We start from the raw sequence: 26,319 nt of genomic DNA on the forward strand, positions 1-26,319 counted from the left end.
GTCGTCCACGACGGAAGGCGATTTCGGGCGCTGTCCACTCCGATCGGCATGCGGGCGCTGCTCTATCCTGCAGCGAACACGATCCACCGACCGCTCAAGGACGTCTACGCCGACAAGACGACGATCGAACGCTGTCACACCCAACATCACGTCAGGGCCATTCGGCAGACCGGCGAGGGGGCTTGGGTGGACTATCATCAGACGCTGTCGCGCGTGAAGACGCTCACGGGCAGAGCGCGAGACGGCAAGGTCTACGACGAATTCCGCCACCCCAGCCTCGACGAAGTGGTCGCAAGCGGCCCGCTCCAGGGACCTGTTCCTAACCACGGTCATCTGCTCTGGAACGTCCGCACCAAGACGGACTTGGGCGATCACACCCGGACCGGTCTGGCCGACGATCCCAAGGCCGCGCCCTACTTCTGTTTCTCGCTGCGGGCCGACGACGCGGCTGGCGTGCGAGCGACCGCCTCGACCCTTCCGCTCGACGTGCTGCTTCTCGACCTGACCCGGCTTGGCCGTATGAGGCTCGGCCTGAACTGGCGTCAGAGGGTCAAAGACCTCACCACCAGGATCGAGACGGCATATCGCGGCATCGGGGTCCTGGCTCTTACCGACGATCCCTGGTCATTCGACGCGGTCCGCTTCGACGCCCTCGCGATCGAAACGAAGTCGCGCCCCAGGGTCAGGCGCGACCCCTGTCCGTCGGAGGTGGTGTTCGCTGCGCACAGCGCCATCGCAGCTTCGGGGACTACGCCGCCGGCTCAATGGAGGGGATGCGAGCGCGTCTTTGTCGAAGGCTATGGCGGCGACCTCGTCAACGAGGTCGAGCGGCTTCGAGCTTTGGCGGCGAAGGCGACCGAAGCCAATGATCTGCGTGGAGCCGAGACCGCGCGCCAGGTGATCGGCAGGCTTCGCAGGGCGGCGTCGCTGCCAGCGTCGCTCGGCGCCTTCAGCGAGTACGTACGCGAGGAGATGGGGTCAGCGGTGGCGGCCGAGCAGGTGGCGGCCTACCGGATCACGACGCAGGTCGCCGAACTGAGCGAGCCGGGAAGCCCCTTGTCGCAACTCGCGTTCGAAGACCTCAACGCTTCGATATCCGGCGCTCGCGCGCTCCAGGAAAAAGTCGAGCGGACGACGCCAATGTCGTCGCTGGTCGAAACGGCGGCGCGGCGGTTTCTCGGATCGAGTTCGAAATGCCTGTTTGTCTTCCGGAGCGACCTGATCGCGGAGGTCGCTTACGACGATCTCGTCTCGCGCATCCCGGAACTCGAACCACGCATCGAAAGCGGGATGATCCACTTCACCGATGTTCCAGGCGCGCTCGACATCGCCAGCCTGCCGGACGGGGAGCGCAACCAGTTCTACAGGATGATCCTGGTCGGACCCACGCGGGCTCAGTTGCTGGGTTGGATGACGAAGCCCTGGCTTCCAAAGGAAATGCTTGTCCTGCTGGATCTGGACACCATGCGCGCCGTCAGCCGGGACGCGCAGCGACTGGCGCAATACGAAGAGTTCGAGCCCTTTCAACCGAGGCTGAGACGCCTCGCCCAGAAAACGCTCGAAACCTCTTCACAGCTGGGCGGGGCTCCAATCAGGCTCGATAATCTCGAGACGCCGCCCGAGGACATCGAGGTCCCCATAGGCTCGGTCGTGGACCTCGCCGGACCGTCCCGCTCCCTGCGGGATCTCGTGGAGTTCACGCTCTCGAACGATCTCAGGTTGATCGCTCGCCGTCGAACTCGACTTGTCTCGAAATTGCCGAGCCATTCGCTCGTCAGCTACGGCGAGATCGAGGCGTCCAATGTCGACGTCGGCGATGAGATCTGCGTGATGGGGCAGGCGTTCGTCGAGAAGATGCGGCCGCTTCTCAACATTTCGGCTGTCGCGGCAGAAGAGATCCTGACCTACCACAGCCTCGTGCGTGAGAGGTTCGCCGGACTGGAAGGCGCGACCAGCGCCGCCAAGCAGCGCGTTCTCGCGGACAGGATGGGAGGGCCGCGTGTCGAGCTCGCCAACATCCGCTACTGGGTCACGCTGGACGACGAGACCAGCAAGGCGTTGCACGACGTGACGCCCCGCGCGCCGCGGGATCTCGAGACATTCCTGCGTTTCATGGCGGCTTTGGGCGTGTCCGAAGGCGTCGCGCGCAGGTTCTGGGCCTGGGCCGTCATCGCGCAACGTTCGGTACGGCAGCGCGTCGGAGTGGCGCTCTACGACGCCTACCGCAACATCCTCGTGGATCCTCACGGCGTCGACGCCGCCCATCCCGAGCGGCTATCCGGCATCAAGGCTGTGCGCTCCGCCGCCGAACACTTCGTCGCCAGAGTCACCGATCGCCGGGAGTTTCGAGGATGAGCGACGGCTATTCCGCCGCGCAGCTGCGGGCGATCGACCCGGAGGTCAAGGAAGCGGTCTGCGACGCCCTGGCGAACCTCGTCGTCGACCGCGTCTCGGGAGCCGACGCCGAGGGCAGGGTCATATTCGGTCGCTCTCCGCGCCGCGCGATCGTGTCAGGTCAGCTGCTGCCGCGTTTCAACGACGGCGATAATCCGCAGGACGAGACCTCCGACATCAGGATCGCGGCGATCGGGCTGGACTTCACTGTGCGATCCGGCGTCGAGGGAAACCTGACGGTCAGGCCTCGCGCATCTGTCTATGTCAGGGCGCTTCCGAGCTGGCAGGAGCTGCAGGATCCGCGTAACGGCCTTGAGATCGATTTTCGGCTGAGGGCGGCGATACAGGCCGACATCGACCAGACCATCCGCACGCGTCGACAGGAGCTGTTTGCAGCGCAGGGGCTCCAAAGCCCTGCCTGGCGTGACCTGAGCGAGACCGACCGGGCGGGGATCCGCGGGCGACGCGCGGCCATTCAAGAGCAGGTGCGGATCGAGGCCTACAGACGCCATCGCATCGAGCTTGTCCGAGGCGATCTGGAGGCCGAGGCGACCGTTCCGGCGCAAGACGGCCCGGACGTTGAAGCTGCGCCACCGGAACAGGACGCCGAGCCGCGCCCGCAGATAGCGGCTCTACTGCGTTCGCAGCGGCTCATTCCCTATGAGCACATCGATCCAGCGCCTCTCCCCGGAAAATGGATCCGCGTTCCCTTGGCGCTGCCGGAAGGGACGATGCCGCTGGCCGTTGACGATGCGGCCTTCACGGCGAGCGTCGAAGCCTATGGTGAGCAACTGCGGTTGGCGGCCGCCGCCAGCGTTGCTGCCTGGCTCGGGTCTGAAGAGGGAGGCAGAAGCACCTGGCGCAACGTCGCCATCCGTCCTGGCGACGCGCAGAGCGAAGCGACCTATGGCGCTTTTCTCGCCGCTGTACGCGGCCAGAACATCAATCCAGCCGACGTCGCACCTGATCTGACGCAGCTGACCTTCACCGCAGAACGGCAACGGGACTTCCTCGACCCGAGCGTCGCTTCCTACAGGCTCACTCTCGACAATCGGGCGCAGGAGCCGCCCATTCGCCAAGCCCTGAAGCGATGCCATGCTTTGTTCGGCTGCTCGCTCGAAGTCACCCTTCCCCGGTCGGCCCATGTTCCGCTTCAGCTCGATCGGGTCGAGCCGTCGTATCGGTTTCGCCACTTCCTCCAGTATCCCGCGATCGGACTGAATTGCGGCGTCGAGGCCCGGAGCGAGGTGGAGAGCATCTCGCTCTCGACGACATGGGCTCCGCGTTTCGTCCAGCCGCGCATCCGTCCGCGTGGGGCGGACGTGCCGACCGAATTCGCGCGACTGGCCGACCGGCGTTTTTGCGTCGGCGACCTGCTTGCGCTGCCGGCGGCCTATGTCGCCTGGGTACGGGACAACGTCAGCAGCCTGAGCAGTCAGGTCAGGGAAGGGCTCTCGGCCGAGGACGCAGACATCGAGTCCGAACGGTTGGCGGTCGACGAAGCAGGTCAGCTCGCTGAGGCCGGATTTACCAGGCGCGGAGTCGAACTCCTAATCGAGGCGCAGGAAGCCTCGCAGAGGCTGGCGAGCGCGCCTGCGGGAGCCGAGGCTGCCGAGCTTCGCTTACGCGCCGCGCCCTATGAAGGCTGGCTGTTGATGAACCGCGCCTTCCTCGAGCGCGATGGTTCCGATCCGACCAGGGGGTGGCGCCTGTTTCAGCTGGCGTTCGTGCTCGCCCATATTCCCACGCTTGCTTCCCGCATGCCGGAATACCGCAGCTACCACGACGCCCGGCTCGATGAGGACACCGTCAGCCTCCTCTATTTCCCGACGGGCGGCGGTAAGTCGGAGGCGTTCTATGGAACACTGCTGTTCGGGCTGTTTCTCGATCGACTGCGTGGCAAAAGCCGCGGCGTTTCAGTTCTGATCCGCTATCCGTTGCGGCTGCTGACGCTCCAGCAGGCGCAACGTCTCCTTCGTTTGCTGGTGAACGCCGAACTCATCCGTCGCAGGGAGAATATCGGGAGCTGGCCGTTCGAAATCGGCTTCTGGGTGGGCGCGTCGAACACGCCCAATCGATACTCGGCCATCCCCGCAGATGTGCCGCTCGCCGATGACGCCGAGCATCCGGACGACGCCCGCCTCGAAGAAGGCGCTAACGAAACAGACCGTCTGCGCGAACGAGGTCAGCGCTATCGCGATCTCCGGACGGCCTACGACAAGGTCCCGAACTGCCCCTGCTGCGGGTCATCGACTGGGCTTCGGCGCTTCGAGGCCGAGGGGCCGACGGCCGAGCGCCTTGCGATCATCTGTTTTGACCGCACCTGCATCTGGAACCGCGCTCATGGCCGCCTGACGCCGCTCCCGTTCCTGCTGACAGACGACACGATCTATGCGCGCGCGCCCTCGGTCCTTCTCGGCACGATCGACAAGCTCGCCATGCTGGGACAGCACACCGACACAATCGCCAAGGTCCTGGGCATGTTCGGCCTTGCCCGCTGGATAGGGCCAACCGGACATCTCCATAATCCGCGCAGGACGGAAGACCTCAGGGACGGCCCGGATCGAGGTGGATACGAGCCGGTTTTTCCCTCCTACCGAAACGGGCGGCGGGTTTTCGTCGACCCCTTTCCCTCGCTCATCATCCAGGACGAAGCCCATCTCCTGGAGGAAAGCCTCGGCACCTTCAGTGGGCTTTTCGACACGTTGCTGGAGCACGTTTTCCAGCAGATCGCCACGGCGGCGGGCGTGGAGCTGGGGCTCTCGCGCGGCTGGGCCGAGAGCGGCCTGGGACCAGCCCGTATGCCTAAGGTGATCGCGGCGACCGCCACGATCTCCGATCCGGATCGCCAGATCGAGGTGCTCTATCAACGGCGGGCGCTACGGTTCCCGTATCCCGGCCCGGACATCTACCACTCGTTCTTCGCAGAGCCTACTCCGCCTCCCGGAGCCAACCCGGACCGTCTGCGGGTAGCTCAGGAACTACGGTCCTGGGAGGCGCCTGAGGCGACCTCACCCTGGATGAGGCTTTACGTCTCGCTGATGACCAACGACGCCACGCACACCGTCACGTCGGTACAGGTGCTGGGTGTCTTCCATACCTTGATCAGCGGTCTTTGGGCGGAACTCGCTGCGGATGAAACGCGTCATGCGGCTGTCGAGCGGATCCGGTCAGCGATCAGCCCCGGCCGCGCCGGCGACTGGCGACGCGCTGCGATCGACCGGTGCCTCAGCCAGGAGCGAAGCGAGGACGTGCTCGCCGTCATCGATCTTCACCGGATCGCGCTGGCCTACGTGACGAACAAGAAGGGCGGCGACCAGATCATGGACGCCCTGGACGCCGCAGTCCGCCTCGGACATCGAGCGGCCGGAATTTCGCTGGAGCGCTTCGACAGTCGTCTCATATCCGGCGGTGTCGACATGAAGGACATCCAGACCGTAATGGGCGATGCGGAGCGGAGCTTCGAAGGGCGAGCGTATCCGCCCCTCGACGACCTCGTGCGAAACATCGTGGCGACGTCCGCAATCAGTCACGGCGTCGACGTCGACCGCTTCAACAGCATGTTCTTCGCAGGCCTGCCGTCCGACATCGCCGAATACATCCAGGCCTCGAGCCGTGTGGGACGAACGCATGTGGGCTTCGTCTTCCTCCTGCCGACGCCGCAAAGCCGGCGGGACCGCTATGTGGTCGAAACCCACGACATCTTCCATCGCTTCCTCGAGCGCATGATCGCGCCGCCCGCCGTGGAGCGCTGGGCGGAGAATGCGATCCGGCGGGTGTTCGCCTCGTTCATCCAGACCTGGGCGATGACGAAGGAAGCGCTGGAGTTCGTCCGCCAGCCAGACAACGTCAAGGACGCGGCGCGGCAGTACGATTTCGTGCAGCGTCTGAGGTCTGACGCAAGGCGCGACCCGATCGCCTTTCTGGACGAACTCGGCGGCTTCATCCGGCGGTCGACCGGCTTTGACGGTCGGGGCCGCGACCATGTCGGAAGCCCGGTCTACGCTGAGCCTTATCGGATCCTCGTCGACCAGTCCGCCGACCAGTTCTCGCGCGCCATGCAGGCCCAGGCGACCGAGGGGCGGCTCCGCGACTACTGGAACGACCAGACGGCCGTCCTGCGAAAGCCGATGACCTCTCTGCGCGACGTCGACGAGGTCGGGCTGATCGTGGGCTCGACCCACGATCCGGTAGCGCGGACGAGGAGCACGAGGGTTGATCTGGGCGCTCTGGCCCGGGTCATGCGGTCGATCCGCAGTCAACGCGGTGCCGGGGCGGAAACAGACGGCGAACGAGATGGAGACAACCCGTGAGCCGCTCGCCTACTGGTCGACCGCCGCTGCGTGAAGACGGCTGGCGGAACCGTCGTCCTGCCGGGATGCGCGCCGGGTTCGAGGCTCAGGCGAACCCGGACGCCGAGCCTCCCAAGATGACCCGCTCGCGCACCCAGTTGGCGACCTCCTATGCTCCGGGCGTCCTCCTGACCTGGGAAGGCGGCAAGGGCATCTGTCGGTCCGTTCCCATGCGCCGCCCGGTCATGCTTGAGCCAACGACGCAACGCCAGATATTCGATGGAATCCGTGAGTTCGCCGAGAATTGGCAGACCCGGGCGCTCTCGGTGCGACCAGCCGGCGAAGTCAGGCCGGCCTTGGTCCTCGATCCAGCTTTCTTCAACGTTCGCACCGACCGCGTGGAAGTCGACCCTCGTGGTTTCGAGCTCACCGATCCAAGCGTTGTCGGCTACGTCCCATATCCGCTCGTGTTTCAATGCGGAGTGTGCGGTCGCATCCGGGAGTTCACCTGCGTCGAGGAGCTCGATGACCGCCCTCTGCCGCGGCGATGCGGCGACCATGACGGACGATGGACTCAGGTCGACGTCGTCTACGTCCACTGGTCGGGCGGCCTCGAGCCGCTCAGTCCAGGCGGCGTTCGCTTCGACGCCGCGAGCGGCCAGGTCCAGCGGATCGAAGTCTGTGGCTGTGGGGCCCGGAACTTCTCGCTTCGGAACAGGGCGCCGGTATTTTCCGAATGGCGCTTCGCCTGCAACGATTGCGGCGCGACCCGGGAACTGAAGAGGCAGGACCCCGACACGTTCGAAGCCCTCGAAGCCGATCGCCAGGCCGGCGGGCGTCAGTACGAGTTTATCGAAGTGAACATGCTCCCGGTCTCCTACCGGGCGAACTCGGCCTTCTATCCACAGCGTGGCGCGTTTATCGAGTTTCGCAACGGCGACGTGGTCGATCTCCTGACAGAGGATCGCCGCGCCGACCTCGTCCGTGTCATCGCCCGCATCTATGGCATTCCGTTCTCCGAGCCGAGCGACGTGCAGATCGAGCAGGCGCTGCGCGCCGCCGGGCTCTCGGAGCAATGGAGCGAACACCAGGATCTTCGGGAGATACAGCAGCGCGCGCGGGAGAGAGGAGCGTCGGATGCGGTCGCGCGCTGGGGTCGCGATATCGCAGCGCTGCGTGAGACCTGGTACGAGCGTGGGATTGTGGAGCGGGGGCAGGCGCAAAGCCCCGAACTGATCCGGGCGTCGCTGGAGCGAGAGACCTGGGCGCGGCGCTACGATCCGATCCGCCTGTCGTTGCAGCACGAAGCTTTCGTCGAGGAGCACATCTCGTCTCGACTTCCTGTTTTCGAAGCCGTCGACGTCATGACGCCGGACGCGCGTCTTTCGGACGTGGCGGGCGACGACAACGCGCTTGCGCGCTATCGCGCGACGATCCGCCCGCTTCTCGACACGATGGGTGTCGAGCGGATGGTGCTCATACGTGGCCTGCCGATTTGCGAGTTCAGCTTTGGCTATTCGCGCGTGTCGGCCGGGCCGATCTACAATCGCGAGTCTCAGGGACGCTCGGTGGCGATGCCGGTGCGGTTAAAGGCGTTCGATGCGCTACCGGGTTTGGGGACGCGAACGCACCCCATCTACGTCACCCAGCAACGCAATGAAGCGCTCTATTTCAAGCTGGACGAAGAACGGGTTCGTCGCTGGCTCGAGCTGAACCAGGTGCCGGACACGCCCCCCGCCGGGGTGCGCATCGGCCAGCGTCTTATCGAGACCTATCGGGACTTCGGGCCGTTTCTCGATCATTACAAGGATCGCGAGCGCGGGGGAACGCCTCGCAGCCTTGGCTCATATGTCTACCTGCTGCTGCACAGCCTTTCCCACCAGCTGATGCACTCGCTGGCGGATCTGTCCGGTCTCGACGCCGACGGTCTCGGCGAACATCTGTTTCCAGCCGACCTGGCTTTTGTTCTCTACCGCAAAGGCATGACGCCCGATCTCGGCAATATCTCCGCGATGTGGCGCAACCATTCAGAGGACTTCCTGAGACATGCGATCGATCCCCGGCTGCTGCGCTGCGGGTCCGGCTCGCTCTGCGATTCTCGCGGCGGGGCTTGCCCGGGTTGCATCATGGTCAGCGAAATAACCTGCGTGGCCTCGAACCAGCTGTTGTCGCGGGCGGCTCTGGCGGGCGGACAACCCCCGACCTGGGAAGCATCCGACGCCCCCTGGATCGTCGGCTTCTTCGAGGACCGCGTTCGAGTTTGACAAGCATGCTCGCGAGGCATGCTTCGCGATCCGATTGATCTCGACGCGGTGATCTCGGCTTGCATGGCCGATCTCGGCATCATCCAGGTCATCTACTGGGACGTGGTCGATCAACTCGGGTCGGGTGAGTTGATCCGCATCCGTCTCGAGGACGCGGAGGACCGGGACAGCACCATGTGGGCCGTCTATCCATCCCGTCGCCAGGTGCCCCGCCGCGTCAAAGCGTTCGTCGAGATGTTGCGATCGCATCTTGGCTCGCTCGAGGACGCCGTTTGCGGGCCGGGAGCCGGATGTAGCTGACCGCCGCTTGCCTAAGCTACCGGGCGATAGAAGCGTGCTTACAGACGGAGCGACAACCGGCTTTGCTTTCAGGGGAAGTCCGAGGGCGTTGTCCAGCAAACAGCCAAATATCGTTGCATGACCCATAGCCGAAGTTCGAAAAGTCCGTTTCCATCCACGTCCCAATCTGGGCCCCCGCTGGTCTTGAAGCGGCTAAGCGCAGTTGCGAACCTCCCATTGAGCCATGATGTCGTCCTTGAAGACGTTGATCAGCTTGATCAAGACACAGAACGTGGCTCCTTCTGGTCGAACGATAGCGATCATGCAGGTCTCATGCGTGCGAAATGGCTTGGAAACCGGAACACGCCGGGATCGGTAATATCGCGCAAAGTTGCGTGCTCCTGCAGCGATGGTTACCGCGCCATTTGAGCTGGAAAGGTCCACGGAGTTATGCGCGGGCTGCAAGGTCCTCCAAGAAATCGGCACAGTTCGCTTGTCGGTCTCGCTGAACTGCACGGTGATATCAATGCCGCTACCGACTAAAAGAATCCTACGCTTTCCGTCAGCCATGGACCCGTCGAAGCCCGTTACGGCCGGCACGCTTTACAGCTTCATGTGGCGACAGCGGGATCTTGGGGTGATCCCGATCGTCACCAACCGCGATTTGCGGCGCACCTGAAAGACGCTCGCAGGCAAGGCCGGAGTATCAAAGGAAATTCGCGACCGGCTGCGGAACCACACGCTTCAAGACTTCAGCTCCAAGAGTTACGATCGCCGGATTTACATGCCGGAAAAGCGGGACGGCATGAAAAAGTGGAACCTGTGGGTGACCAAGCTCCTGGCAAAAAAGGTCCTCAAAGCGGCGGCTTAGCCTGCCGCCACGATGGCACGTCGTTCTCAACGATTCCAAGGCCGACTTCGCTCTCGCGCGGCCTCTTCGACTTTCTCCGCCCACTGTTCAAGCGATCGATCGCATTTCTCGAAAAGGCCGGAAACAGCGTCCATATCCGCAACCAGCGCCACGCTAACGAAGCCAGGCGCACCGTTCGGATCGGGGGGAAGCCTCCAGACTTCATACCGGGTGACGCCCGCTTTCGTGCCCTTCGGCGGCATCCCGCCATCAGTCCAATGGCTCGCGAGCTTCGGATCTCGCTTTGCGAGGTCATCGAGGTCAATGGTCCATCGATGATCCGAAACCGTGCCGAACGACGGAACGATCTGCGGAAGGAGGTAGTCGCGTACGATGTTGTCGAGGTCGTGCAGAACACCTGTTGGCGTGGAGGGGCTAGGCCTCACGATGACCTGCAGTCCGACGGCGACGACCAATGGGTCTATCAGCCGGCCCCATCGGGCTTTGAATTCCGCGATAGCAGCGGCGATTCTCTGTTTGAAAGCTTCCGAGGATCCGCTTGCGACCGGGAGCTCGCCGACCATCAGGCGGACGCCCGAGTTTTGGATAAGGTCTGCCCACGTCCCACTAGGGACAGGCTGGAACGGCCCTTTCGGCCGCCCATAGAGCCAACAGAGCACCGGGAGATCAATTTCGCTCACCGACAAGAGCGCGCGCTGTGCTGACCAGCGCGTCATCTTGAGCATTGCGTCGTAAAGCTCGTCACCGAGCCGCTCGCGTGAGCGAACTTCGTCACGGACAAGCTCGCGGAAGTCCTCAATAGAGCGGGAATTCTCGTCGCGTTGATACTCGATCATCGGGTCAGCCATTTCGGCCTCGCGGACCACCTCCAGCGCCAGTTCCAAGTCGTTGAGCATGGCTGTCAGTGAGCGCGCCTCGATCCGAATGCTGGGCCGGCTCTCCCCGTGCCGACAGGCTACGGCCAGCGCCTGAATCTGGGAGTCATCCTTGTAGAGGACGCTATCAACCGTTCCCGGCACCGTTGAACAGCGAGCAGCCAAGAGGTCGAGGAGGTTCTTGGCGATTGTGTGTGCCTGGGGCGCTGTCCTCGAGGTGGTCAGGAGGTCGATATTCAAAGCGATTGATCGAGCATAGGTGGGCTGGCCGACGCTCTTCAGGTGGTCGAGGATCTGCCTCTGAAATTCATCTCGATGATCGCCAGGCATCTTCTTCGACTGCGGCTCGACATCTTCGACATAGACGACGATGCGCTTCGCCTTCCGCCGACGGTAGTTCTGCAACCTTGTCTTCGTAGAGTCCTCAGCGCTTCGTCTTGCCTTTAGACGAAATGCCTTACGCCGCGTCCCCATTCACCGCCCCGATCATGGCGAGCACCCCGCTCCCCAATTGGATCTTCGTTCGGCCCGGCTTGCGCCCCTTTGGCCTGAAGTCTCTGCCCTAGCGCAACATGACGGCGTCTAATGCCGCGGAGAGCAACTGCCTGACCTTCCACAACCCTAACTTCGGAGCTGGATCGGCAAACTTCCTTAGGGCCGATCGTGCGGGCGCGAACAGATAGGCGCCCCCTGTGGGCGTTATCCAAGGGTCGACTGGGGCAGTGAAAGTAACATCGCCATGAGGACCCGACACTGCCATCGTCCTGACCCCAACTCCGCGACCGACAAGCAGATCACTTCCGCGCCCTGGGTTGAGGTCGCTATTCATCCATTGCTGAGTGAGGAACTCGAACTTCTCTCGGATTGACGACTGGTAGGCGAGGAACGCCAGCCCACGCTCCGGATCGCCAGGCGCTTCGTCGAACGGGCGTCCGAAGGGGACGCCACGCCGCAAGATTCTCGGGATCTGCAGCACATCCTTAGGCCCCTTGCGCGGGTTCACCTTTCGGATGTGCGCGCCAAGCGGACAGACTGAGCCGGCTTGGTCAGCGAGAAAATCGAAAGTGTTGTCGGGGGTTTGAGTGCCTGGGTCCGCCGCCTGCCCCGCCACCGGGACACCGGATGGCCACCGGCCGACCAAATACGCCCCGACGATTGAAGGTGATATGCCCGGCCAGGCTTGGGCGAGCACAGCGGCCTGGTCGGAGCAGAACTTGCGAAAGGCGCCGACATTCTGCTGCAGTCGACGGAAGACGAGCAACGATCCATTGTCGGTCACGCCACGCGGGTCGTTGACTGGGAGAAAGGGCGGGCCGCCAGGCGCCTGGGGGTAGCCGAAGACAACCGATCCCGGTTGAATCTCGCCTATCGTGTCATAACCGATCACTCCGGGCTGAGAGATCCCATCGCGAAAGCCAAAGTGCTCATGGTCATCTAGGCGACGAAGCGTCTCCCGGTAGCTCACCTCGAGACCGGCAGCCTGAGCGCTTGCACAGCGGCGCTTTCGTCGTTGGAGGCCACGATCAGAAACACGTCGACAGGCGCGCTCGGGCTACCAACTTTCCAAGCCTGTGGGTCGGTCGCGTCGTTCAGGATCGACGGGGCCCGCTTCACCATCCCGCCTTTGAAAGCATTGTCGTTAATGGTGACCTGCATCCACTGGAGGAGCCGACCTCCAACCGCGAGCCCGAGCCAAGTCACTTTGGATCCGGAGGCCTGGATCGCCGATCTCCCTGCGCGCACTTCGCTAACAACAGTGACGTCGTCGGCCCGTTGCGAAATCCACCTGGCCGCCGCCTCGAAAGAGGCAGGCGTCGGATTCGTCAAAGCGATCAGGACTTGGATGTCGGTATTAAACCCGGCAATGACGTTCCCTTGGATCTCGCCCAGCTCGAGCGCCCTAGCGTTCATCGCTTGTGAACCCGCACCCGAAATGGCGCACTCATCGCAAGCGAAAGAAGCGCGGCCTTGGGGACCGGCGCCGCGACAGGAGCCGGTTCGGCGGGATCCGGGAGGAGATCCGTATAGAGTGAATCGTATCCCTCGGGACACTCGCCGTTGGTGAGGGCCTTTTGTTCAGTGCCGTGTTTTTGGCAACAGGTTTTCTCGCACCCGACCACCGGTCCAATTGATGCATCGGCGCGCTTCCACCGGGTGACAAACAGGTGGACGGACAAAAGTTCGGCGATCTGTCCCGGATACTTCACGGGATCTCCGCCGATCAGGAGGTCGCTGATGGTCAATTTCTCGGTCGATGGAATCTCAAGCTCAAGCCTCAAAGTGCGAGGCGCTGTTGTACCGAATCCTTCGCCCCTGACCTCGCGCCACCACTCCTTCGGCACCGGCGTCTTGTTGTCGGGCAGCAGCAAGCCATCCGCCACGCCCGCGATATAGAGGCCGACGGGATTGGCGAGCGTGTAGCGATATCCCGCCAGCACCTGCGCATAGGCTTGGGCCGAGATCAGGGGATCGCTGTTGCGGTTCGGGTTCCCGCCAGCATTACAGCAAAGCAATTTCTCAGGATCGGCACCGTCCAGAGTTGTGCCGTCGACCTTCTTGCGGGCGATCCCGGATACCCCCGCCAGATTCACCTCAGCCCCAAGGGAATTGGCGCGGTGGGATAGGTGGACGATGCCGGGATTGATGTTGAAACGATTGCGTGGATTGAGCCCGCCCGGCTCCGCGACTGTCTCCGTTTCCCCTGAGGCCGCGGGGCTCCAGGGCGCAAACTGATTGCCCGTGTAGCGACGGTACACGCCATCCCTCGCGCGCAGGTCATCGGCGCTGATCGAGGGCGTTTCGGTGAACTCTCTGTAGATTTCGACGACGCGGACTTCGTCTGAGCGGAATAGCTCTTGGAAGTAGTCGTAGCCCTCGGCGACAAAAGCGATCTTCGTCATCTTTTGATCGGGCGTCCATCGAGCGGCCCACTCAAGGTACTCATCTTGCCGGTCTCGCACCGGCAGGTGCAGCACATGGCCGTGCCGGTCAACGAAAACGCCGGCCCGGTGATCTTCGTCACCCAAGTGTTCGACAGCCCGATAGATGCCGTCGGCGTCCCCATCTTTTGGCGGATATTCGTCCCAAGGCACGCGGCGCTAACGGCGCGCGGGAAGCCATTCCAAGCCTGCACGGGGATAGTCTCGGCACCCGCCGGAACAGCCGTGGCGCTCGGATCGACATAGGCCAGCGAGGCAATCGCGGCGGCAAGTTCGGCTTCGCTCAGGCTCGAGGGATCCGGCACGGCCGTTTGCAGAAGGATCGAAATGATGTCCTGAGCCTGGCCAACCATGTTGGAATGCCAGTTCCAAGGATTGCGGAAGTCCTTCAGGCCACCAGGCGCCTGATACATCCAATCGGTCATTCGCTCCTCCCCGAGCCTTGCAACCCTGACGTTAATTGACCTGTGCGATACAGCCCTGACAACAGCGTTCTTCGATTGACGAGCCGTCAGCACGCGTTTTGCGCGTACCTGCCCATACCCCGAACCGAGGCGGCGATTTGGGGGGTAGACCTCCCCATCGATCTTAGCCGCAGCAGCGGCGTCAAATGCCTCCGCCCGAGGGTCCACACGTGGACGGGTTAGGAGGTCCAAATGCACACGATCGCAATCGTTAGCCAGAAGGGCGGCGCCGGAAAAACGACCCTCGCTGTGAACCTGGCCTCAGCGGCTTCCGCCGAATTCGTGACGCTGATCGTCGACACCGACCCGCAGGCGACCGCTAGCCGCTGGAGCCAATGGCGAAGCGGCGCCGATCCTGAAGTGGTCGATTCCGGCGCGCCGTCGCTGCTCGCTGGCAAGCTTGCCAAGTCTGCCGAGCTTGGCGCTCAACTGTCAATCGGCGCTGAACTTTGACCCCTTCTCGGCGTCCAATGTTGCCCCCCTTGGAGCTTGGTGAGCGGTGTCGATCCCGCCGGCGCGGAGCTGGTCGGGGTTGCGCAGCGCCGGCGAGATCGACGTCCAGTGGGCTGGGTTCGGGGACGGAGCTCAGGCGCGGGTCTTGAAGCGCCAGCTCTCGTTGCCGGTCTCGACGATGTCGCTGTGGTGGGTGAGCCGGTCGAGCAGCGCTGTAGTCATCTTGGCGTCGCCGAACACGCTCGGCCATTCGCCGAAGGCGAGGTTGGTGGTGATGATGATCGAGGTCTGCTCGTAGAGGCGGCTGATCAGATGGAACAAGAGCTGGCCGCCGGACTGCGCGAACGGCAGGTAGCCGAGCTCGTCTAGGACCACGAAGTCAAGGCGGCCGAGGTAGTCGGCCATGCGGCCCTGGCGGCCTGAACGGCCTTCTGCCTCGAGCTTGTTGACTAGGTCGACCACGTTGAAGAACCGGCCGCGCGCGTCGTCGCGGATGCAGGACCGGTCGACCGGTCGACTGCTTGAACTGACGCCGATCCCTATTGACGATGTCAAGAATGCAAGCCAAAGTTGAGTGGAAGAGCGAGGACCTGGAGGCGGGGATGCTCGAGAGCGGCGCTTCTAGTCGTGAAGCAGTTGCTACGTGTGACCCGCGCAGAGGGTGGCGCGTCGCTCTCGTCTACCCTCCATTCGATGACAAACGAGATCGCTCGGCCTACTATCTGGCCCCACCCCTAGGCCTTCTTTACTTGGCAAGCTACCTCGAGAAAGAGGGGCATGTCGTCGAGATCCACGACCAGATATTCGAACTCAAATCTGGAGCACTTCAAGCAGACTGCACCCTTTACCGACAGTGCTCCGAACGCATTCTCCGCACTTCTCCTGACGTCGTGTGTTTTAGCACTCAATGCACCACGAGCCCCGGGGCGGTAAATATTGCTCGCCTAATCAAGAAGGAACGCCAAGACATTCCCGTGATCTTCGGAGGTCACGACGTTTCGTTCATTGCTGACCGTTATCTGCGATCATTTCCAGAGATAGACTTTGTGCTAGCCGGCGAGGCTGAGCTGTCTCTGCCCGCGCTGATTGCGGCCTTGCAAGACGGCTTGGACACCGCTTGGATTCCGGGACTTTTCGCCAGACGGACCGAGAACATCAGCTCCAGCGCGGTTCCGGCAAGGCGGATCAGAGAGTTGGACGAGCTGCTCCAACCTGCGCTTCACCTTGTTGCCCCCCTTTCCGAATATTTCTTCCATAGTCGACAACCTACGATCTTGGTCGACAGCGGGCGCGGCTGTGCATTCTCCTGCGAATTCTGTCAGACGACGCTGCTGAACGGAACAAAAGTCCGGTATCGTGGCGTCCCCTCGCTTGTGGCCGAGCTAGCCGACTACAGGCAAAAATACGGACCTTACGAAGCATATTTCGTCCACGACCTATTCACCGCCCGGCGCGACTTCGTCGAAAGCCTTTGCGATGCGCTGATTGAAGTCGATCTCGGCATTACCTGGCAATGTCGCTGTCGGCTCGATCAAGTAGATCGGCCACTGCTCGAAAAGATGGCACGCGCAGGCTGCCGCATGCTCCTCTATGGAGTCGAGTCAGGCTCCCCCGAGACGCTAGCTAGGATGAATAAGCGCGCGAAGGTCTCTCATCCTAAGGCTATCGTGGAACGCGTGGGGTGGACTGTCGAGGCAGGCATTTTTCCCTCGCTGTCCATGGTGGTTGGTACGCCCGAGGAGACATTGGGAGACCTCGACGCGACTATGGCGCTTGCCCACGCCTTCGTCCGCTTAGGTTCCGTTAACGCCTTTATTCAGTTGATGAGCCCTCTCCCGGGCACGGCCTTGGCCGCTCGCGTCGAGCACCGTTTTGCGTACCACGGGTCGAACGCTCCGACTGCTTTTTCTCAAGGCATTGAGTTCCTGTCAGGCCAGCGCCTCGCCGAAGATGAGATGCTGATCCAAGAGCATCCCGACATTTTTCAATCCTTCCAAGCCGTTGTTCCCGACCATGGTGACTTAGACCTTTGCATCGACATTTCACTGACTTATTGCAAGCTTCTCGAGATTTATCAGCGAAGCTTTGGCCGCCTCGCGGAGCTTGCCGGGCTCACTCATCTCGGCCTGTTTCGAGCATGGCGAGACGGTTGGCTGACAGTGTGTCGCGCCGGCAATTTGGCCGGCCAGCGCGATCATGACATCTGGAATGCGTTCGAGCGGTTCATCGAGGATTTTGGACGCGAAGAGCTGCAGAGTGACGGTCCTCTCGGAGAGGCGTATCGGTTCGAAAAAGTCCTCCGCCTCGTTAGCGAAGGACCGCCCATTCAATCGGGTGCGGGCACTACGGTGAAGCCCGCGCGACTCCAGCTCGCAGACGGCGCGCGATTGTTCGAGTCGCGCGAAACCATCGAGGGGTTCTCGCCAGCGCAGGCCGCGCTCATTTTTGCCACGCCCGACCGGCTTCACGTCCTGCCGTTAGGGGAAGACGAGCAGGCTCTCGTCCATGCGACTTTAGACGAACAAATCTGGGGCGCTCTTTCGGCCAAGTCCCGTGATCGCCTTCTCGCCTCACTGGATCACCTCGTGCGCCTTGGCGTGCTCGTAACCGAGGCCCGAGACGGATCGGCGGCGCTGGTCGACCTTTGTATCGAGGTCGCGTGATGTGGAGTGGCCGGATTGCGCTAGTAAACCCGCCAACGAGCATCGGCGCCGCAACTTACTTAGCACCGCCGCTTGGTCTAGCGCAGGTCGCGGCTGCCCTCGAGAGGCGTCGTTGGGGATCACAGGTCGATGTGCTCGACCTTGCCCTAGAGCTTGGGGAGGGCGCGCTTCCAGTTGGGCCAGATCTCCTAGCCGCCGCGACGGAACGTCTTCTAGCAAGCAGTTACGATATCTATGCCTTCTCTGTCCAATGCTTCAACCTTCCGATAGCAGCTGCGATCGCGACCCGACTCAAGCGTGCCGCTCCCCGCGCGAAGATCATATTCGGCGGCCACCATGCCGGTCTCGCGCAGGACGAGATCCGTGCTTGCCTATCGGTCGACGACGTGTTGGGCCGATCGGCCGAACGAGAAATTCTTGGGGATGACAGCTTCCTACTGCCGCCCGCGCTCCACAAGCTTCCGGAGTTGTCGCGCTACTGGGCGTTGAGCCCACACCCAGCGGGTCTAGTCGAGACTGGGCGTGGCTGCCCGTTCGACTGCTCGTACTGCTCCATCCCTGCCGTGTTCGGGCGCGGTAGCGCCCGAAAGCCAGTTGCAACCGTGATGGCAGAGATCGCGGCTTGGCGGCAGGCGGGCTTCAACACAGTGCATCTTGTCGATGACACCTTTACGCGCAGCGCCCGGCAGCTCGAACCGCTCCTCTCCGCGCTAGGCGATGTCGGATCGGATTTTGCTTGGACGGCGATGACCCGCGCGGACCTAGTCAACCCCGCGCTGCTCTCCTGCCTGGGACGTTCGGGCTGCGTCGGCTTGCTTTATGGAGTCGATACGGGGAGCCCAGAGGCGCTAGCTCGCCTGTCGAAGCGAGCGGTCCGCTATCCCGACATCGCCGAGCTCGCGCTATGGAATGTGGAGGCAGGCATCGCCCCGACGTTCTATTTCCTCATCGATCTCCTTCGCGATACTATGCACGATCTAGAGTTGTCGCTGGCTCAAGCCGCTCGTGCCTCCGCAGTCGATCCGGGAAGCGTCCGCCTCAATCTGGTGCGTATCGTACCTGGAACGCCCCTCGCCCGCGAAGCAGGATATGCATTGCATACTAATTTCGAGGCACCCTACGCTGACACGTTGCGGGCGACCGTCGGCGACGATTGTGACGAAGTTTGGGGCTTGATCGCCCGGCACCCGTCAGTGTTTTCAACCTACTTTGCGGCAGCCGCGGCGACAGGGCGGGCACCCGCAAACGCTTTGGCCCGCTACGGGTCGGATCTGATCGAAGCGTTTCCTTTAACGATCCTCGAGATCTGTTCGGCCCGCTGCATGAAGCCTGTCCTTCTCGGCTTTACGGATCGCGTCGGCGTAGCGAGAAGCTTACCGGCGGAACAGGTCAAGGATGCATTTGCGGAAGCAGTAGACGCTGTTACCGAGGCTGGAAGCGAGTTTCTCGCTTACGAGCGTTGGCGCGCTTCGGGCGACGCAAAGCGCTTGTCGTCTCGCGTCGACGCGTCTAGCGCTCGCCGAGCCGCTATCGTCGGCGTTCCGACCGTCCGAGACACTCTTTTGCGAGAACCGCGGCTTTACCAGGTTGCCGCGGCCTAAAAGCCAACCTGGTGGAGGGAGAGCAAATGGGCACGTCAAACACGCCAAATGAAGCGACCGGCAAAGAAACGCTGGACGAGAAGGTCCAGAAGCTAGAAGAGCGCCTCGATAAGCTCCTGTCCGGGGAAATCGACCTAACGGTCGTTGAGCTCGGCGATCTGCAGGTTTCGCCGCGCTCGAAGCTTCGCGTAGCGTGCGAGTAGGAGCGATCTGCTCCAGCATCAACAGTTCAGGCGTGGGCGAGCTTAACTCATTCGCGGCTCCGCGCGTTTACGCTCTGGATGTCATCATCCCGTCCGTAGGGTCGGGACGAGTGTCTCCGATTGTCGTCGACTTCAATGGGAGCCGCAGCGGGCTTTCCGCAGCCGAGGCCAAGTTCGGTGATTCTCGCATCGAAGTAGAAGTCCTCTCGGCACTTGCCGAGGCCGGCGCAGGACGGGTGCTCGCACCCGTTCTGCGCCGGTCCCCGGTACTGCGCGAGCAGATCTCGCTTGAAACGATTCTACGCGTCGACAGATCGTCAGCTGGCATCGGGCGCGCGCGCGATGCCTATATGCCCGTCGGCCGAACGTTCGCGCTAGACGCTGAAGAGCGTGTGGCGAAGCTCGCGCGGCGCATCGGCATTTTGTACGAAACGCTCATTTTTGACTGGGTGCCCGAGCGACGCACTCTCGTTGCTCATGGCCCAAAATCCCAGACGATGAACGACTGGAGCCCCGGAACGGCAGTCGTCTGGCCCTATACTTGGGACTGGCGCGCATTTGCGTTTCCTGCCGCTTCGCGGCTTGTCAATCCGCTCGCGCTCCAACTGCTCGCGACGAACAAGCTCTTCCTTGCGGCCGCTGACGAAGCCAGCCTCGTCGATCACGGAGCCTCCTATTCCGCATCGACAGCAGCGTTCGGGTTCCTGCGCGACGCCGGCGAGTGGGTTGAAAATACTCAGCGGACCAGCGCGAACAATTCTGGGCTGTGGGTAGTGAAGCCGGCCCAAGGCCGACGCGGATTTGGCGTCGCCCTATGCGGAGCGAACGGCTTAGTTGACTATGCTCGTATGGCCGGGATCGAGGGGGATGCCGCCTCACTTAAGCGTGGCCTTAAAGCGTTGGCAGCCGCCTCGCTGGCCGGCGACTTGCCCGAGGCTCTGACGCTGATTCAGCCTTATGTCTCGCCATCGATAAGGCGCCATCCCGATACCGGTTTGCTGCACGGCACCGTGCAGCGCGCGTGCGTGCTCTCCGACGGCCGGGGCGCTCGCTGCATCGACGTGACTTCAGTGCTCTTCCGAGAACCACGGGACGCAATCGCCCGTTCCGAAATGCGCGAGGCGCGTCTAATGACCGCCCAGTCGCGCCCTATTTGCCTCTCGCCGCGGCCTGATGAACATGACTCGGTGGCCGCTGTGGCAACCCGCTTTGTCGATGCAGTGGAGCAGTATGCCCGCTCTATTCCTCAGGAACCATTGGCGGCGGTTCGGCACGAAGCTGTCGAGACAGCTCGGTTCGCGGATCGAACCTTCCAGATCGCCTGCACACCGGTTGTCGAAGACGCCTGGCACTACGGAACTCCTCTAATGGCGGTTTTCGCGCAGACGTGTGCCCCAAGGGATGCCATGCCGTGATACCAGATTATGCTCTATTATGATTTTGTTCTTCGTCTAATTTACTAGAAATATGAAATTCCGTCTCGAACGACTTATCTTGGCGCACGGCGACTGCACGCCTTTGACCGCGGATGACCCTTTGACGACGTTCACAACGTCCATAATTCGCTTGGCAGCCAGCGATCTGATCGAAGATTCTCATTGGCTCATTCTCCGCAAGCGACGATGACGTTTAGGGGGCTGCAGCGCTGATCGACTGGCCAACTCGCGGCTAGGGCTCAAACGTCTGAGAGACGAACACTGACTCGAACAGCTTCTTGTCGGTCCGGACGACGAGCCGCTGCAGACAATAGAGACGCCATACCTTGTCCCAGAGGGGGGCTGTCCGCGGGACATACGTGACGGGGAGATTGAGATAGTCTCTAGCCTCCTCCACGCTGATGCGTTCGCCGTGCGACTTCCATTTCTTTTCGGTCAGAAGCTCGTCGGCGACTTTGGTGGCGTTTGTATTGTTGTTCCGGAGGAGCAGCTTTTGGGCGATCGTGCGCGCCCGGCTTTCTTGCCCCTGGAATTTACGAACGACGAAGGGGTCGAACTGTCGTAACATTTCTAACGAGACGACATCGGCCCGATCCTTGGCAAGCTTGTCGGAATACTCATAAAACGCCGCCAGATAGGCGGTGACCGACATTGGCATCAGTGCGCCCGTCTGACTCTTCAGCATCACCTGCGGGTCGATTTGTCCGAGCTCTGAGCTGTCGCTCATGAGCAGTTCGTTGGCCCCAAGTGCGATGAGGGTCCCAGCGCTTTTTGCGTAGTCAGGAATAATCACCCGAAGATTTCCCGTCGGCCCGATGCTGTCAAAAATGAAATGGATGAACTTGTCCGCGGCGTCGATGTCGCCGCCCGAGGTGTGCAGCATCAGATCGATGCTTTGGCCTTGAACGATGTTGTGCAGCAGGTCGACGAGACCAAGAATGTCGTCGCGCTCGATCTCCCGCTTGTCGCCGCTGATGTAGCAGAGCAACCGTCGGCCGGTCTCCCCTTCAATCGCCTCGATCTGCGCCCTGCGATGATATCGCGCCGCCTCAAAGGCTTCGAACAACGGCGTCTTCACATAGTGTCGCGGCGCAGGCGCGGTCTCGACCACTTCAGGGTCTGTTTGCGGATCCGGCTTCGAGGCGGCGCGTTGCGTCGGTGTCTTGTCACGCCGGGCGGTTTTCGATCCAGCTTCCGGCCTTTCCGATGATTCCGGAGGCGCCTTAAGCGACGGACTGCTCGGCGAGGTCTTGCCTTTTGAACGCGCTTTCTTGCTCTGGGACGCAGTTCTGGTCCGTCGCCCCCCGTCACGACTTGAAGTTGGCTTTCTGGGTGACGTCATCGATCGCTATCCGCCGCCCACGCCGTCCGGCCGTTGCGCACATGATAGTGACAGCGCCGCCCCCGCGTCTGGGCGTCGACGCTCGGTACGATGGTGTAGTGCCAGCGCTCCGCAACCGCAACGCGCCAGAAGGGTTTTCGAGAGTCGTCGAGATTGAGCATGATGCGGTGTTGGCGACCGCAGGGACAATCAAAGACCGCCCACTTCGGCGCGTCGGCACGGCCGACAAGCACGACCCCGCGTGCCGGCATCGTTTCGGGGACCTCATCAGCCGCCTCGACCACGTCGACCTGCCGCCACGGCTGAAACGGGAGCCAGTCCCACCACCGGATGCTCATGCGTCGGGCCAGACATGTTCGAGGAAGGGATCAGCCGAGCCGAACCCAACTTTGCCAGATGAAGGATTGCAGTAGTGACCCGGGCGGGGCGCGGCGGCGTTGACTGAGATTTCGCGGTCGTGCCACCGCAACAGTATTTCGCTTGGTCGGGGATCGGGGCCGAACCCGATGAGGCGCTCGAGCAACTCGGTCACCGCCGCCGACGCCACGGCTGTCGTGAATGTAACGACAGCCGGCTCGACGCCCCCCAAAGCCGGCGCGTACCCTTCGCCGGCAAGACGTTGACGCTCCTCTGGAGTCATCTGCTCGGCCGCGGCTCGGCGAAGGTCGATGCGGTCGCGACAGATCAGGCAGGCCGATCCCGGCACCAGCAGCGTAATGCGACCATCGATGCCGGTCAGCATGCCGTCGGCGTCGGAGCTGATCAGCACGCCCACGTCGATGACCGGCGTCATCAGGTAAGTCGAAAGCCTCGACAGCACCAAGCGGCCCGCATTGTCGTCCGTACAGCCGAATACGACGTCACAGGCCGCAAGCTCGCGCGCGACCCGTTGATTGGTGATCATCGCCTGCCGGATGGAGCAGACCAGCTCCGGCGCGATCCGAAGCAGATGGTCTCTCGCGACGTCGACCTTTGGGCGGCCGACATCGGCTGGCGTCGAGCCGTAGACCCGTGTCACGTTGCTGTCGCTGAGCACGTCGTTGTCGAACAGCGCCAGACGGCGAACGCCGAGACGGACCAATTGCTCGCAAACGGCCGAGCCGGTCCCGCCAACTCCCACGACGCCGACTGTCAGCGCGCCGAGCGTCGCCTGTATGTCAGCCCCGAAGGCGCGGACGCTTCGATCGAAAATAGGCGGGACAGCAGCTTCGGGCGCATCGAAGGCCTGGGTGAACTTCCAGCCGTCGCCGACCTCCCAACACCGCGAAATCGCGATCGGCTCGCCGTACTCAGGATCAAGTCGGCCGGTGAAACTGTAGCCCCCCGGTCGCGGCGAGACGATCATGGAGGCATACCAAGCCACGTCGGCGCGAGTGCGGAAAAGGTCGCCGATCAGGCGATCCACGACCGCGTCGCGGCGACTGGGCGTAGGGGCCGCAGCCTCGCCGGGATGAGTATGTAGCCAGATCGGCAACAGCCCCTCCGCGTCGGCCGCGCCCAACGCTGGAATGTACCCTTCGGACGTCAGTCCCATGCCATCGGACTGCCGATCGACATATGCGGTATCCGGAGCCCAAATGACGCGCTGGCCGAGCAGCCGGATCTCGCCGGACTGCTCCACAACGCGAGCGAGAAGCACTCCAGCTGTCTCGAGCGGCTCTCCCGCAACACGAGCGAGTTCGCCTGCAAGCTCGTTGCGGACGACGAGGGTCGCCATCATGACACGGCCGCCAACCGTGCGGCCGCGGCCAACTCCCGCCTGACGATCGCGAGGTAACTCTCGACGCAGTCGATCCCAGCGCGCCACTGTCCGGGGTCGAGATGGCGGCTCCATCTCTGCCACAGGCGGCCGAGATGGTGTTCACGCGCCTCGGTCGCGGCGATGATCGAACCGTTGCTCCGGCTGACATGGGGATCGAACCACCACATGTCCGGAGCGAGGTCGGGATATCCCGGCATAAGCCGAAGCAGGAGATCCGCCGCCGAAACATTCAAACCGCCCGGCATCGGGAAGTTCGGGATTACGACGCAGAGGGCGCCGCCTTCCATCTGGACCTGGTGAGCAGGAAAGCGCTCCGCCAAAAATTCGGCGTCGTTCTTCGGCAACATCGTGGTGCCTCCGCTTAACCAGGATTGATCTGGGCCGGCGCGGTGAAGAACCGCAGACCATGCGCCATGGTCACGATGGCGTCCGCCGTAATCTTGAGATCCGACCCGCCGGGAACGACCTGAAAGAGGTCGCGGTCAGGTCCGATGTCCGGATCGGGCAAGGTCCGGAGCCTCTCGGCAGAGAGGGTTTCCTCTCGAACCTCATACACGGTGCGGTCGATCTTGATCTGGAACTTCGGCTTGGGATCGGGCTTGGGGTCCGGCTTTCCGCCGGATCCCGAATGAGGATCGTTGCTAGGCATATGAAACCTCCGTTAACTGACACCGTGATACCACGATACCAGACCTCTTGACAACCACCGCAAAAGTCCTCAGTTTTCAGCTATGAAGCCCGCGAAAGCCATGACGATCCGCTTGTCCGCCGAGCAAGCGGAAGCTCTCGAGACCGTCGCCACCGTCAAGGATTTGCCGGTGTCGGATGTCATCAGGGCCGCGATTTCGAATCACATCGAGACGCTGCGGCGGGATCCGGGTTTTCAGGACGGGTTGAAGGCTCGCATCGAACGCGCAAGCCGGCTGCTCGAGCGCTAGTCGGCGCTCTGTGGTCTATCTCGATCAGGCAGGCGCGAGGCCGACCTCGTAGGGATCGGCAACTTCCCAGAACCAGTCTGTGTCGAGATACACGATCCTGCTCGCCTCACGGACGGCAGGAAGTGCGCGATCAAAGACGGCGAAGCATGTCTGCCCGTCGTCATGCCGAGACCTGTATGCGATGCCGTCAGCGTTGACGGGATGCGCCTGCAGCTTTGCCGACCACGCCTGGGACAGATCGTAATTCTCTCCCGCGTGCGTCACCTCGGCGGTTGCGCCGAGCACCGCCAGTCCCGGTCCTTGAAGTTGAACGAACGTCGTAGGGCGGGTGAACTCGAGCTCCGCATACGCCTTGCTCGTTAGAAGGTCCGGCGGAATTAGGCGGCGCCCAGGCTGGCGCAAGAACGTTTCCGCGAATGCGCCCGATGCCGTTTCGGCGGCGTACAAGACGCCATAGGACCCGTCCGGCGCATTGAGACGGCCATCAAGGCCGGTGTCGAAATAGATCGGGTCGTATCCAGCCGTGAAGAACCTGGAGACCCGTGCGCCAGCCGGAAGCGTGATCAGCAGCGGAGACCGTCGCGCGAGGTCCGCCGGCGGGTTGGGGCGCGGAGTGGGTCTTCGGCTCACGCGCCCTGTTGGCCAACGCGTCGCGCAGCCGCCACGACGGAGTCGACCTTACCGGCCTGCAACGCCGAGATCGGGGTTTCTCCGCCGAGCCCGTCCTGAGGATTGATCAAAAAATTCAGGATAGCCCATGCGTTACGGGTCGGCAGCGCGGCCTGAACCTCTTTCAGCCCTCCAACCACCTCACCGTTCGCGTCGAATTGGACGGTTGGATATCGGCGTCGGTTGCCAGGGCCGGGAACCGCGAGCAGGCCGCCTTCTTTGACCTTCTTGTCAACCGACTGGCGGCTTAAGCCGCCGAGCACCTTCTGGACTTCGGCGAGGCTGAAGGCGCCGCCTGATTCCGCTAGGTCGTTCAACGCGTGATCGAGGCCACGAAGAATTGCGCGCGCTCGCGCACCGGGCTCGAAAGGAGAAGCCGACGCCGATTCGTCCCGGCCGCTCACCGCGGGCTCTGGAACGAGCGCCGAGGCCTCGTCACGGTCTTCGAGCCAGACGCGCTTGTACGAACGCACCTGAAGGCCTGATACGACGTTCTTTGACAAGACAGTGAGTTCATCGCCGTCAGAAAGATCGGCTGCGAGCGAGCGGATGCGGTCGAGCGGAACGCGGTACTGGTGAACGCGATCATCCTCGCGAAGCCTTATCCGGGTAGGTTTTCTGTTAGCGACCAAAGCGGTTCTCCTCACCCATATCAGATCGGGTGATTGCGAAATCGTGTCAACTTGGTCAACTTAGTCAATCTCCGATTTTTGCCAAGCGGCATGCGGTGTGACGTAGAAGCGTCCGCTCAGCGGCAACGAGCCAAGGTCCATCCGGCGCTTGTCGGCTCGAAGAAACTGTTCCGACCTGACCCATATGTATGGACCGGCTGCTGTTCGCAACTGAGGCGTGCTGGTGCGGAAGTCGCTGATAT

The 26,319-nt window shown here is 62.6% G+C and carries 24 protein-coding genes and 2 pseudogenes; 11 read left to right on the plus strand and 15 right to left on the minus strand.

From position 1 onward, the window contains the following. Positions 1-48: 48 nt before the first annotated feature. The 4 genes from ACFOWB_RS25375 to ACFOWB_RS25390 are packed head-to-tail and all read left to right on the plus strand — an operon-like array spanning position 49 to position 9,250. A complete protein-coding gene (locus tag ACFOWB_RS25375; RefSeq protein WP_378150132.1) occupies positions 49-2,355 on the plus strand; it encodes a hypothetical protein in 2,307 nt (768 codons plus the stop codon). Continuing rightward, positions 2,352-6,707 carry a DEAD/DEAH box helicase family protein gene (locus ACFOWB_RS25380; protein WP_378150134.1) on the plus strand — a complete coding sequence of 1,452 codons (4,356 nt, stop codon included), beginning with the start codon at positions 2,352-2,354 and terminating at the stop codon, positions 6,705-6,707. The genes ACFOWB_RS25375 and ACFOWB_RS25380 overlap by 4 nt, the downstream gene beginning before the upstream one ends. After that, positions 6,704-8,950: a hypothetical protein gene (locus tag ACFOWB_RS25385; RefSeq protein WP_261402127.1), complete on the plus strand. Its 2,247-nt coding sequence runs from the start codon at positions 6,704-6,706 to the stop codon at positions 8,948-8,950. Before ACFOWB_RS25380 ends, ACFOWB_RS25385 begins: the two co-directional genes overlap by 4 nt. Positions 8,951-8,968: 18 nt before the next feature. Further along, positions 8,969-9,250, plus strand: a complete 282-nt coding sequence (locus ACFOWB_RS25390) for a LysR substrate-binding domain-containing protein (RefSeq protein ID WP_261402128.1) — start codon at positions 8,969-8,971, stop codon at positions 9,248-9,250. A 192-nt stretch (positions 9,251-9,442) separates the two neighbouring features. Here the strand turns inward: ACFOWB_RS25390 and ACFOWB_RS25395 are convergent, their stop codons facing one another. Then, the gene (locus tag ACFOWB_RS25395; RefSeq protein WP_261405897.1) at positions 9,443-9,799 is read right to left on the minus strand and encodes a hypothetical protein; all 357 of its coding nucleotides are present in this window, start codon (positions 9,797-9,799) and stop codon (positions 9,443-9,445) included. Between ACFOWB_RS25395 and ACFOWB_RS25400 the strand changes: the two are divergent. After that, positions 9,786-10,100: pseudogene (locus ACFOWB_RS25400) on the plus strand (site-specific integrase); the annotation flags it as partial. The gene ACFOWB_RS25395 and the pseudogene ACFOWB_RS25400 overlap by 14 nt on opposite strands. A 26-nt stretch (positions 10,101-10,126) precedes the next feature. On the opposite strand, the gene ACFOWB_RS25405 reads toward ACFOWB_RS25400, so the two are convergent. The 5 genes from ACFOWB_RS25405 to ACFOWB_RS25425 form a co-directional block, all read right to left on the minus strand. Then, positions 10,127-11,380, minus strand: a complete 1,254-nt coding sequence (locus ACFOWB_RS25405) for a hypothetical protein (protein ID WP_261402129.1) — start codon at positions 11,378-11,380, stop codon at positions 10,127-10,129. Between the two features lie 157 nt (positions 11,381-11,537). After that, positions 11,538-12,440, minus strand: a complete 903-nt coding sequence (locus ACFOWB_RS25410) for a Dyp-type peroxidase (RefSeq protein WP_261402130.1) — start codon at positions 12,438-12,440, stop codon at positions 11,538-11,540. Beyond that, positions 12,437-12,886 carry a hypothetical protein gene (locus tag ACFOWB_RS25415; protein ID WP_261402131.1) on the minus strand — a complete coding sequence of 150 codons (450 nt, stop codon included), beginning with the start codon at positions 12,884-12,886 and terminating at the stop codon, positions 12,437-12,439. Before ACFOWB_RS25415 ends, ACFOWB_RS25410 begins: the two co-directional genes overlap by 4 nt. Then, complete coding sequence (locus ACFOWB_RS25420) at positions 12,883-13,875, minus strand: hypothetical protein (protein WP_378150138.1); 993 nt, start codon at positions 13,873-13,875, stop codon at positions 12,883-12,885. The genes ACFOWB_RS25415 and ACFOWB_RS25420 overlap by 4 nt, the downstream gene beginning before the upstream one ends. After that, complete coding sequence (locus ACFOWB_RS25425; RefSeq protein ID WP_261402133.1) at positions 13,872-14,339, minus strand: phage tail protein; 468 nt, start codon at positions 14,337-14,339, stop codon at positions 13,872-13,874. Before ACFOWB_RS25425 ends, ACFOWB_RS25420 begins: the two co-directional genes overlap by 4 nt. Before the next feature lie 231 nt (positions 14,340-14,570). Here ACFOWB_RS25425 and ACFOWB_RS25430 point away from each other — a divergent pair, with 231 nt between their 5' ends. Continuing rightward, entirely contained in the window at positions 14,571-14,831 is a 261-nt protein-coding gene (locus tag ACFOWB_RS25430) for a ParA family protein (protein ID WP_378150140.1), read from the plus strand. A gap of 132 nt (positions 14,832-14,963) precedes the next feature. Here ACFOWB_RS25430 and ACFOWB_RS25435 read toward each other — a convergent pair. Beyond that, positions 14,964-15,335: pseudogene (locus ACFOWB_RS25435) on the minus strand (ATP-binding protein); the annotation flags it as partial. A 98-nt stretch (positions 15,336-15,433) separates the two neighbouring features. Here ACFOWB_RS25435 and ACFOWB_RS25440 point away from each other — a divergent pair. The 4 genes from ACFOWB_RS25440 to ACFOWB_RS25455 all read left to right on the plus strand — a co-directional run bounded on the left by ACFOWB_RS25440 (position 15,434) and on the right by ACFOWB_RS25455 (position 20,713). Further along, a complete protein-coding gene (locus ACFOWB_RS25440; RefSeq protein ID WP_378150156.1) occupies positions 15,434-17,494 on the plus strand; it encodes a B12-binding domain-containing radical SAM protein in 2,061 nt (686 codons plus the stop codon). After that, a complete protein-coding gene (locus tag ACFOWB_RS25445; RefSeq protein WP_378150142.1) occupies positions 17,494-19,095 on the plus strand; it encodes a B12-binding domain-containing radical SAM protein in 1,602 nt (533 codons plus the stop codon). The genes ACFOWB_RS25440 and ACFOWB_RS25445 overlap by 1 nt, the downstream gene beginning before the upstream one ends. Before the next feature lie 26 nt (positions 19,096-19,121). After that, the gene (locus tag ACFOWB_RS25450) at positions 19,122-19,298 is read left to right on the plus strand and encodes a hypothetical protein (protein ID WP_261402137.1); all 177 of its coding nucleotides are present in this window, start codon (positions 19,122-19,124) and stop codon (positions 19,296-19,298) included. A gap of 110 nt (positions 19,299-19,408) precedes the next feature. Next, positions 19,409-20,713, plus strand: coding sequence for a hypothetical protein (locus tag ACFOWB_RS25455; protein WP_378150144.1), 1,305 nt, complete (start codon positions 19,409-19,411; stop codon positions 20,711-20,713). A gap of 253 nt (positions 20,714-20,966) precedes the next feature. On the opposite strand, the gene ACFOWB_RS25460 is transcribed toward ACFOWB_RS25455, so the two are convergent. The 5 genes from ACFOWB_RS25460 to ACFOWB_RS25480 all read right to left on the minus strand — a co-directional run bounded on the left by ACFOWB_RS25460 (position 20,967) and on the right by ACFOWB_RS25480 (position 24,487). Then, positions 20,967-21,845 carry an SDH family Clp fold serine proteinase gene (locus ACFOWB_RS25460; protein ID WP_261402139.1) on the minus strand — a complete coding sequence of 293 codons (879 nt, stop codon included), beginning with the start codon at positions 21,843-21,845 and terminating at the stop codon, positions 20,967-20,969. A gap of 227 nt (positions 21,846-22,072) precedes the next feature. After that, positions 22,073-22,414 carry a DUF6527 family protein gene (locus ACFOWB_RS25465; protein ID WP_261402140.1) on the minus strand — a complete coding sequence of 114 codons (342 nt, stop codon included), beginning with the start codon at positions 22,412-22,414 and terminating at the stop codon, positions 22,073-22,075. After that, positions 22,411-23,796, minus strand: coding sequence for a HesA/MoeB/ThiF family protein (locus tag ACFOWB_RS25470; RefSeq protein WP_378150149.1), 1,386 nt, complete (start codon positions 23,794-23,796; stop codon positions 22,411-22,413). Before ACFOWB_RS25470 ends, ACFOWB_RS25465 begins: the two co-directional genes overlap by 4 nt. Continuing rightward, positions 23,793-24,185 carry an E2/UBC family protein gene (locus tag ACFOWB_RS25475; protein WP_378150151.1) on the minus strand — a complete coding sequence of 131 codons (393 nt, stop codon included), beginning with the start codon at positions 24,183-24,185 and terminating at the stop codon, positions 23,793-23,795. Before ACFOWB_RS25475 ends, ACFOWB_RS25470 begins: the two co-directional genes overlap by 4 nt. Before the next feature lie 14 nt (positions 24,186-24,199). Further along, positions 24,200-24,487, minus strand: a complete 288-nt coding sequence (locus ACFOWB_RS25480) for a hypothetical protein (RefSeq protein ID WP_261402142.1) — start codon at positions 24,485-24,487, stop codon at positions 24,200-24,202. Positions 24,488-24,587: 100 nt separating this feature from the next. Between ACFOWB_RS25480 and ACFOWB_RS25485 the strand changes: the two genes are divergently transcribed. Beyond that, entirely contained in the window at positions 24,588-24,776 is a 189-nt protein-coding gene (locus ACFOWB_RS25485) for a DUF6290 family protein (RefSeq protein WP_261402143.1), read from the plus strand. A 24-nt stretch (positions 24,777-24,800) separates the two neighbouring features. Here ACFOWB_RS25485 and ACFOWB_RS25490 read toward each other — a convergent pair whose 3' ends face one another. The 3 genes from ACFOWB_RS25490 to ACFOWB_RS25500 all read right to left on the minus strand — a co-directional run. Continuing rightward, positions 24,801-25,406: an RES family NAD+ phosphorylase gene (locus ACFOWB_RS25490; protein WP_261402144.1), complete on the minus strand. Its 606-nt coding sequence runs from the start codon at positions 25,404-25,406 to the stop codon at positions 24,801-24,803. Beyond that, positions 25,403-26,077: a hypothetical protein gene (locus ACFOWB_RS25495; RefSeq protein ID WP_261402145.1), complete on the minus strand. Its 675-nt coding sequence runs from the start codon at positions 26,075-26,077 to the stop codon at positions 25,403-25,405. The genes ACFOWB_RS25490 and ACFOWB_RS25495 overlap by 4 nt, the downstream gene beginning before the upstream one ends. 60 nt (positions 26,078-26,137) lie before the next feature. Next, on the minus strand, positions 26,138-26,319 hold a 182-nt coding region (locus tag ACFOWB_RS25500; RefSeq protein WP_378150154.1), incomplete at its 5' end, for a hypothetical protein.

Source organism: Chenggangzhangella methanolivorans (assembly GCF_042648545.1).
GTDB classification, from domain to species: Bacteria; Pseudomonadota; Alphaproteobacteria; order Rhizobiales; family Methylopilaceae; genus Methylopila; species Methylopila methanolivorans.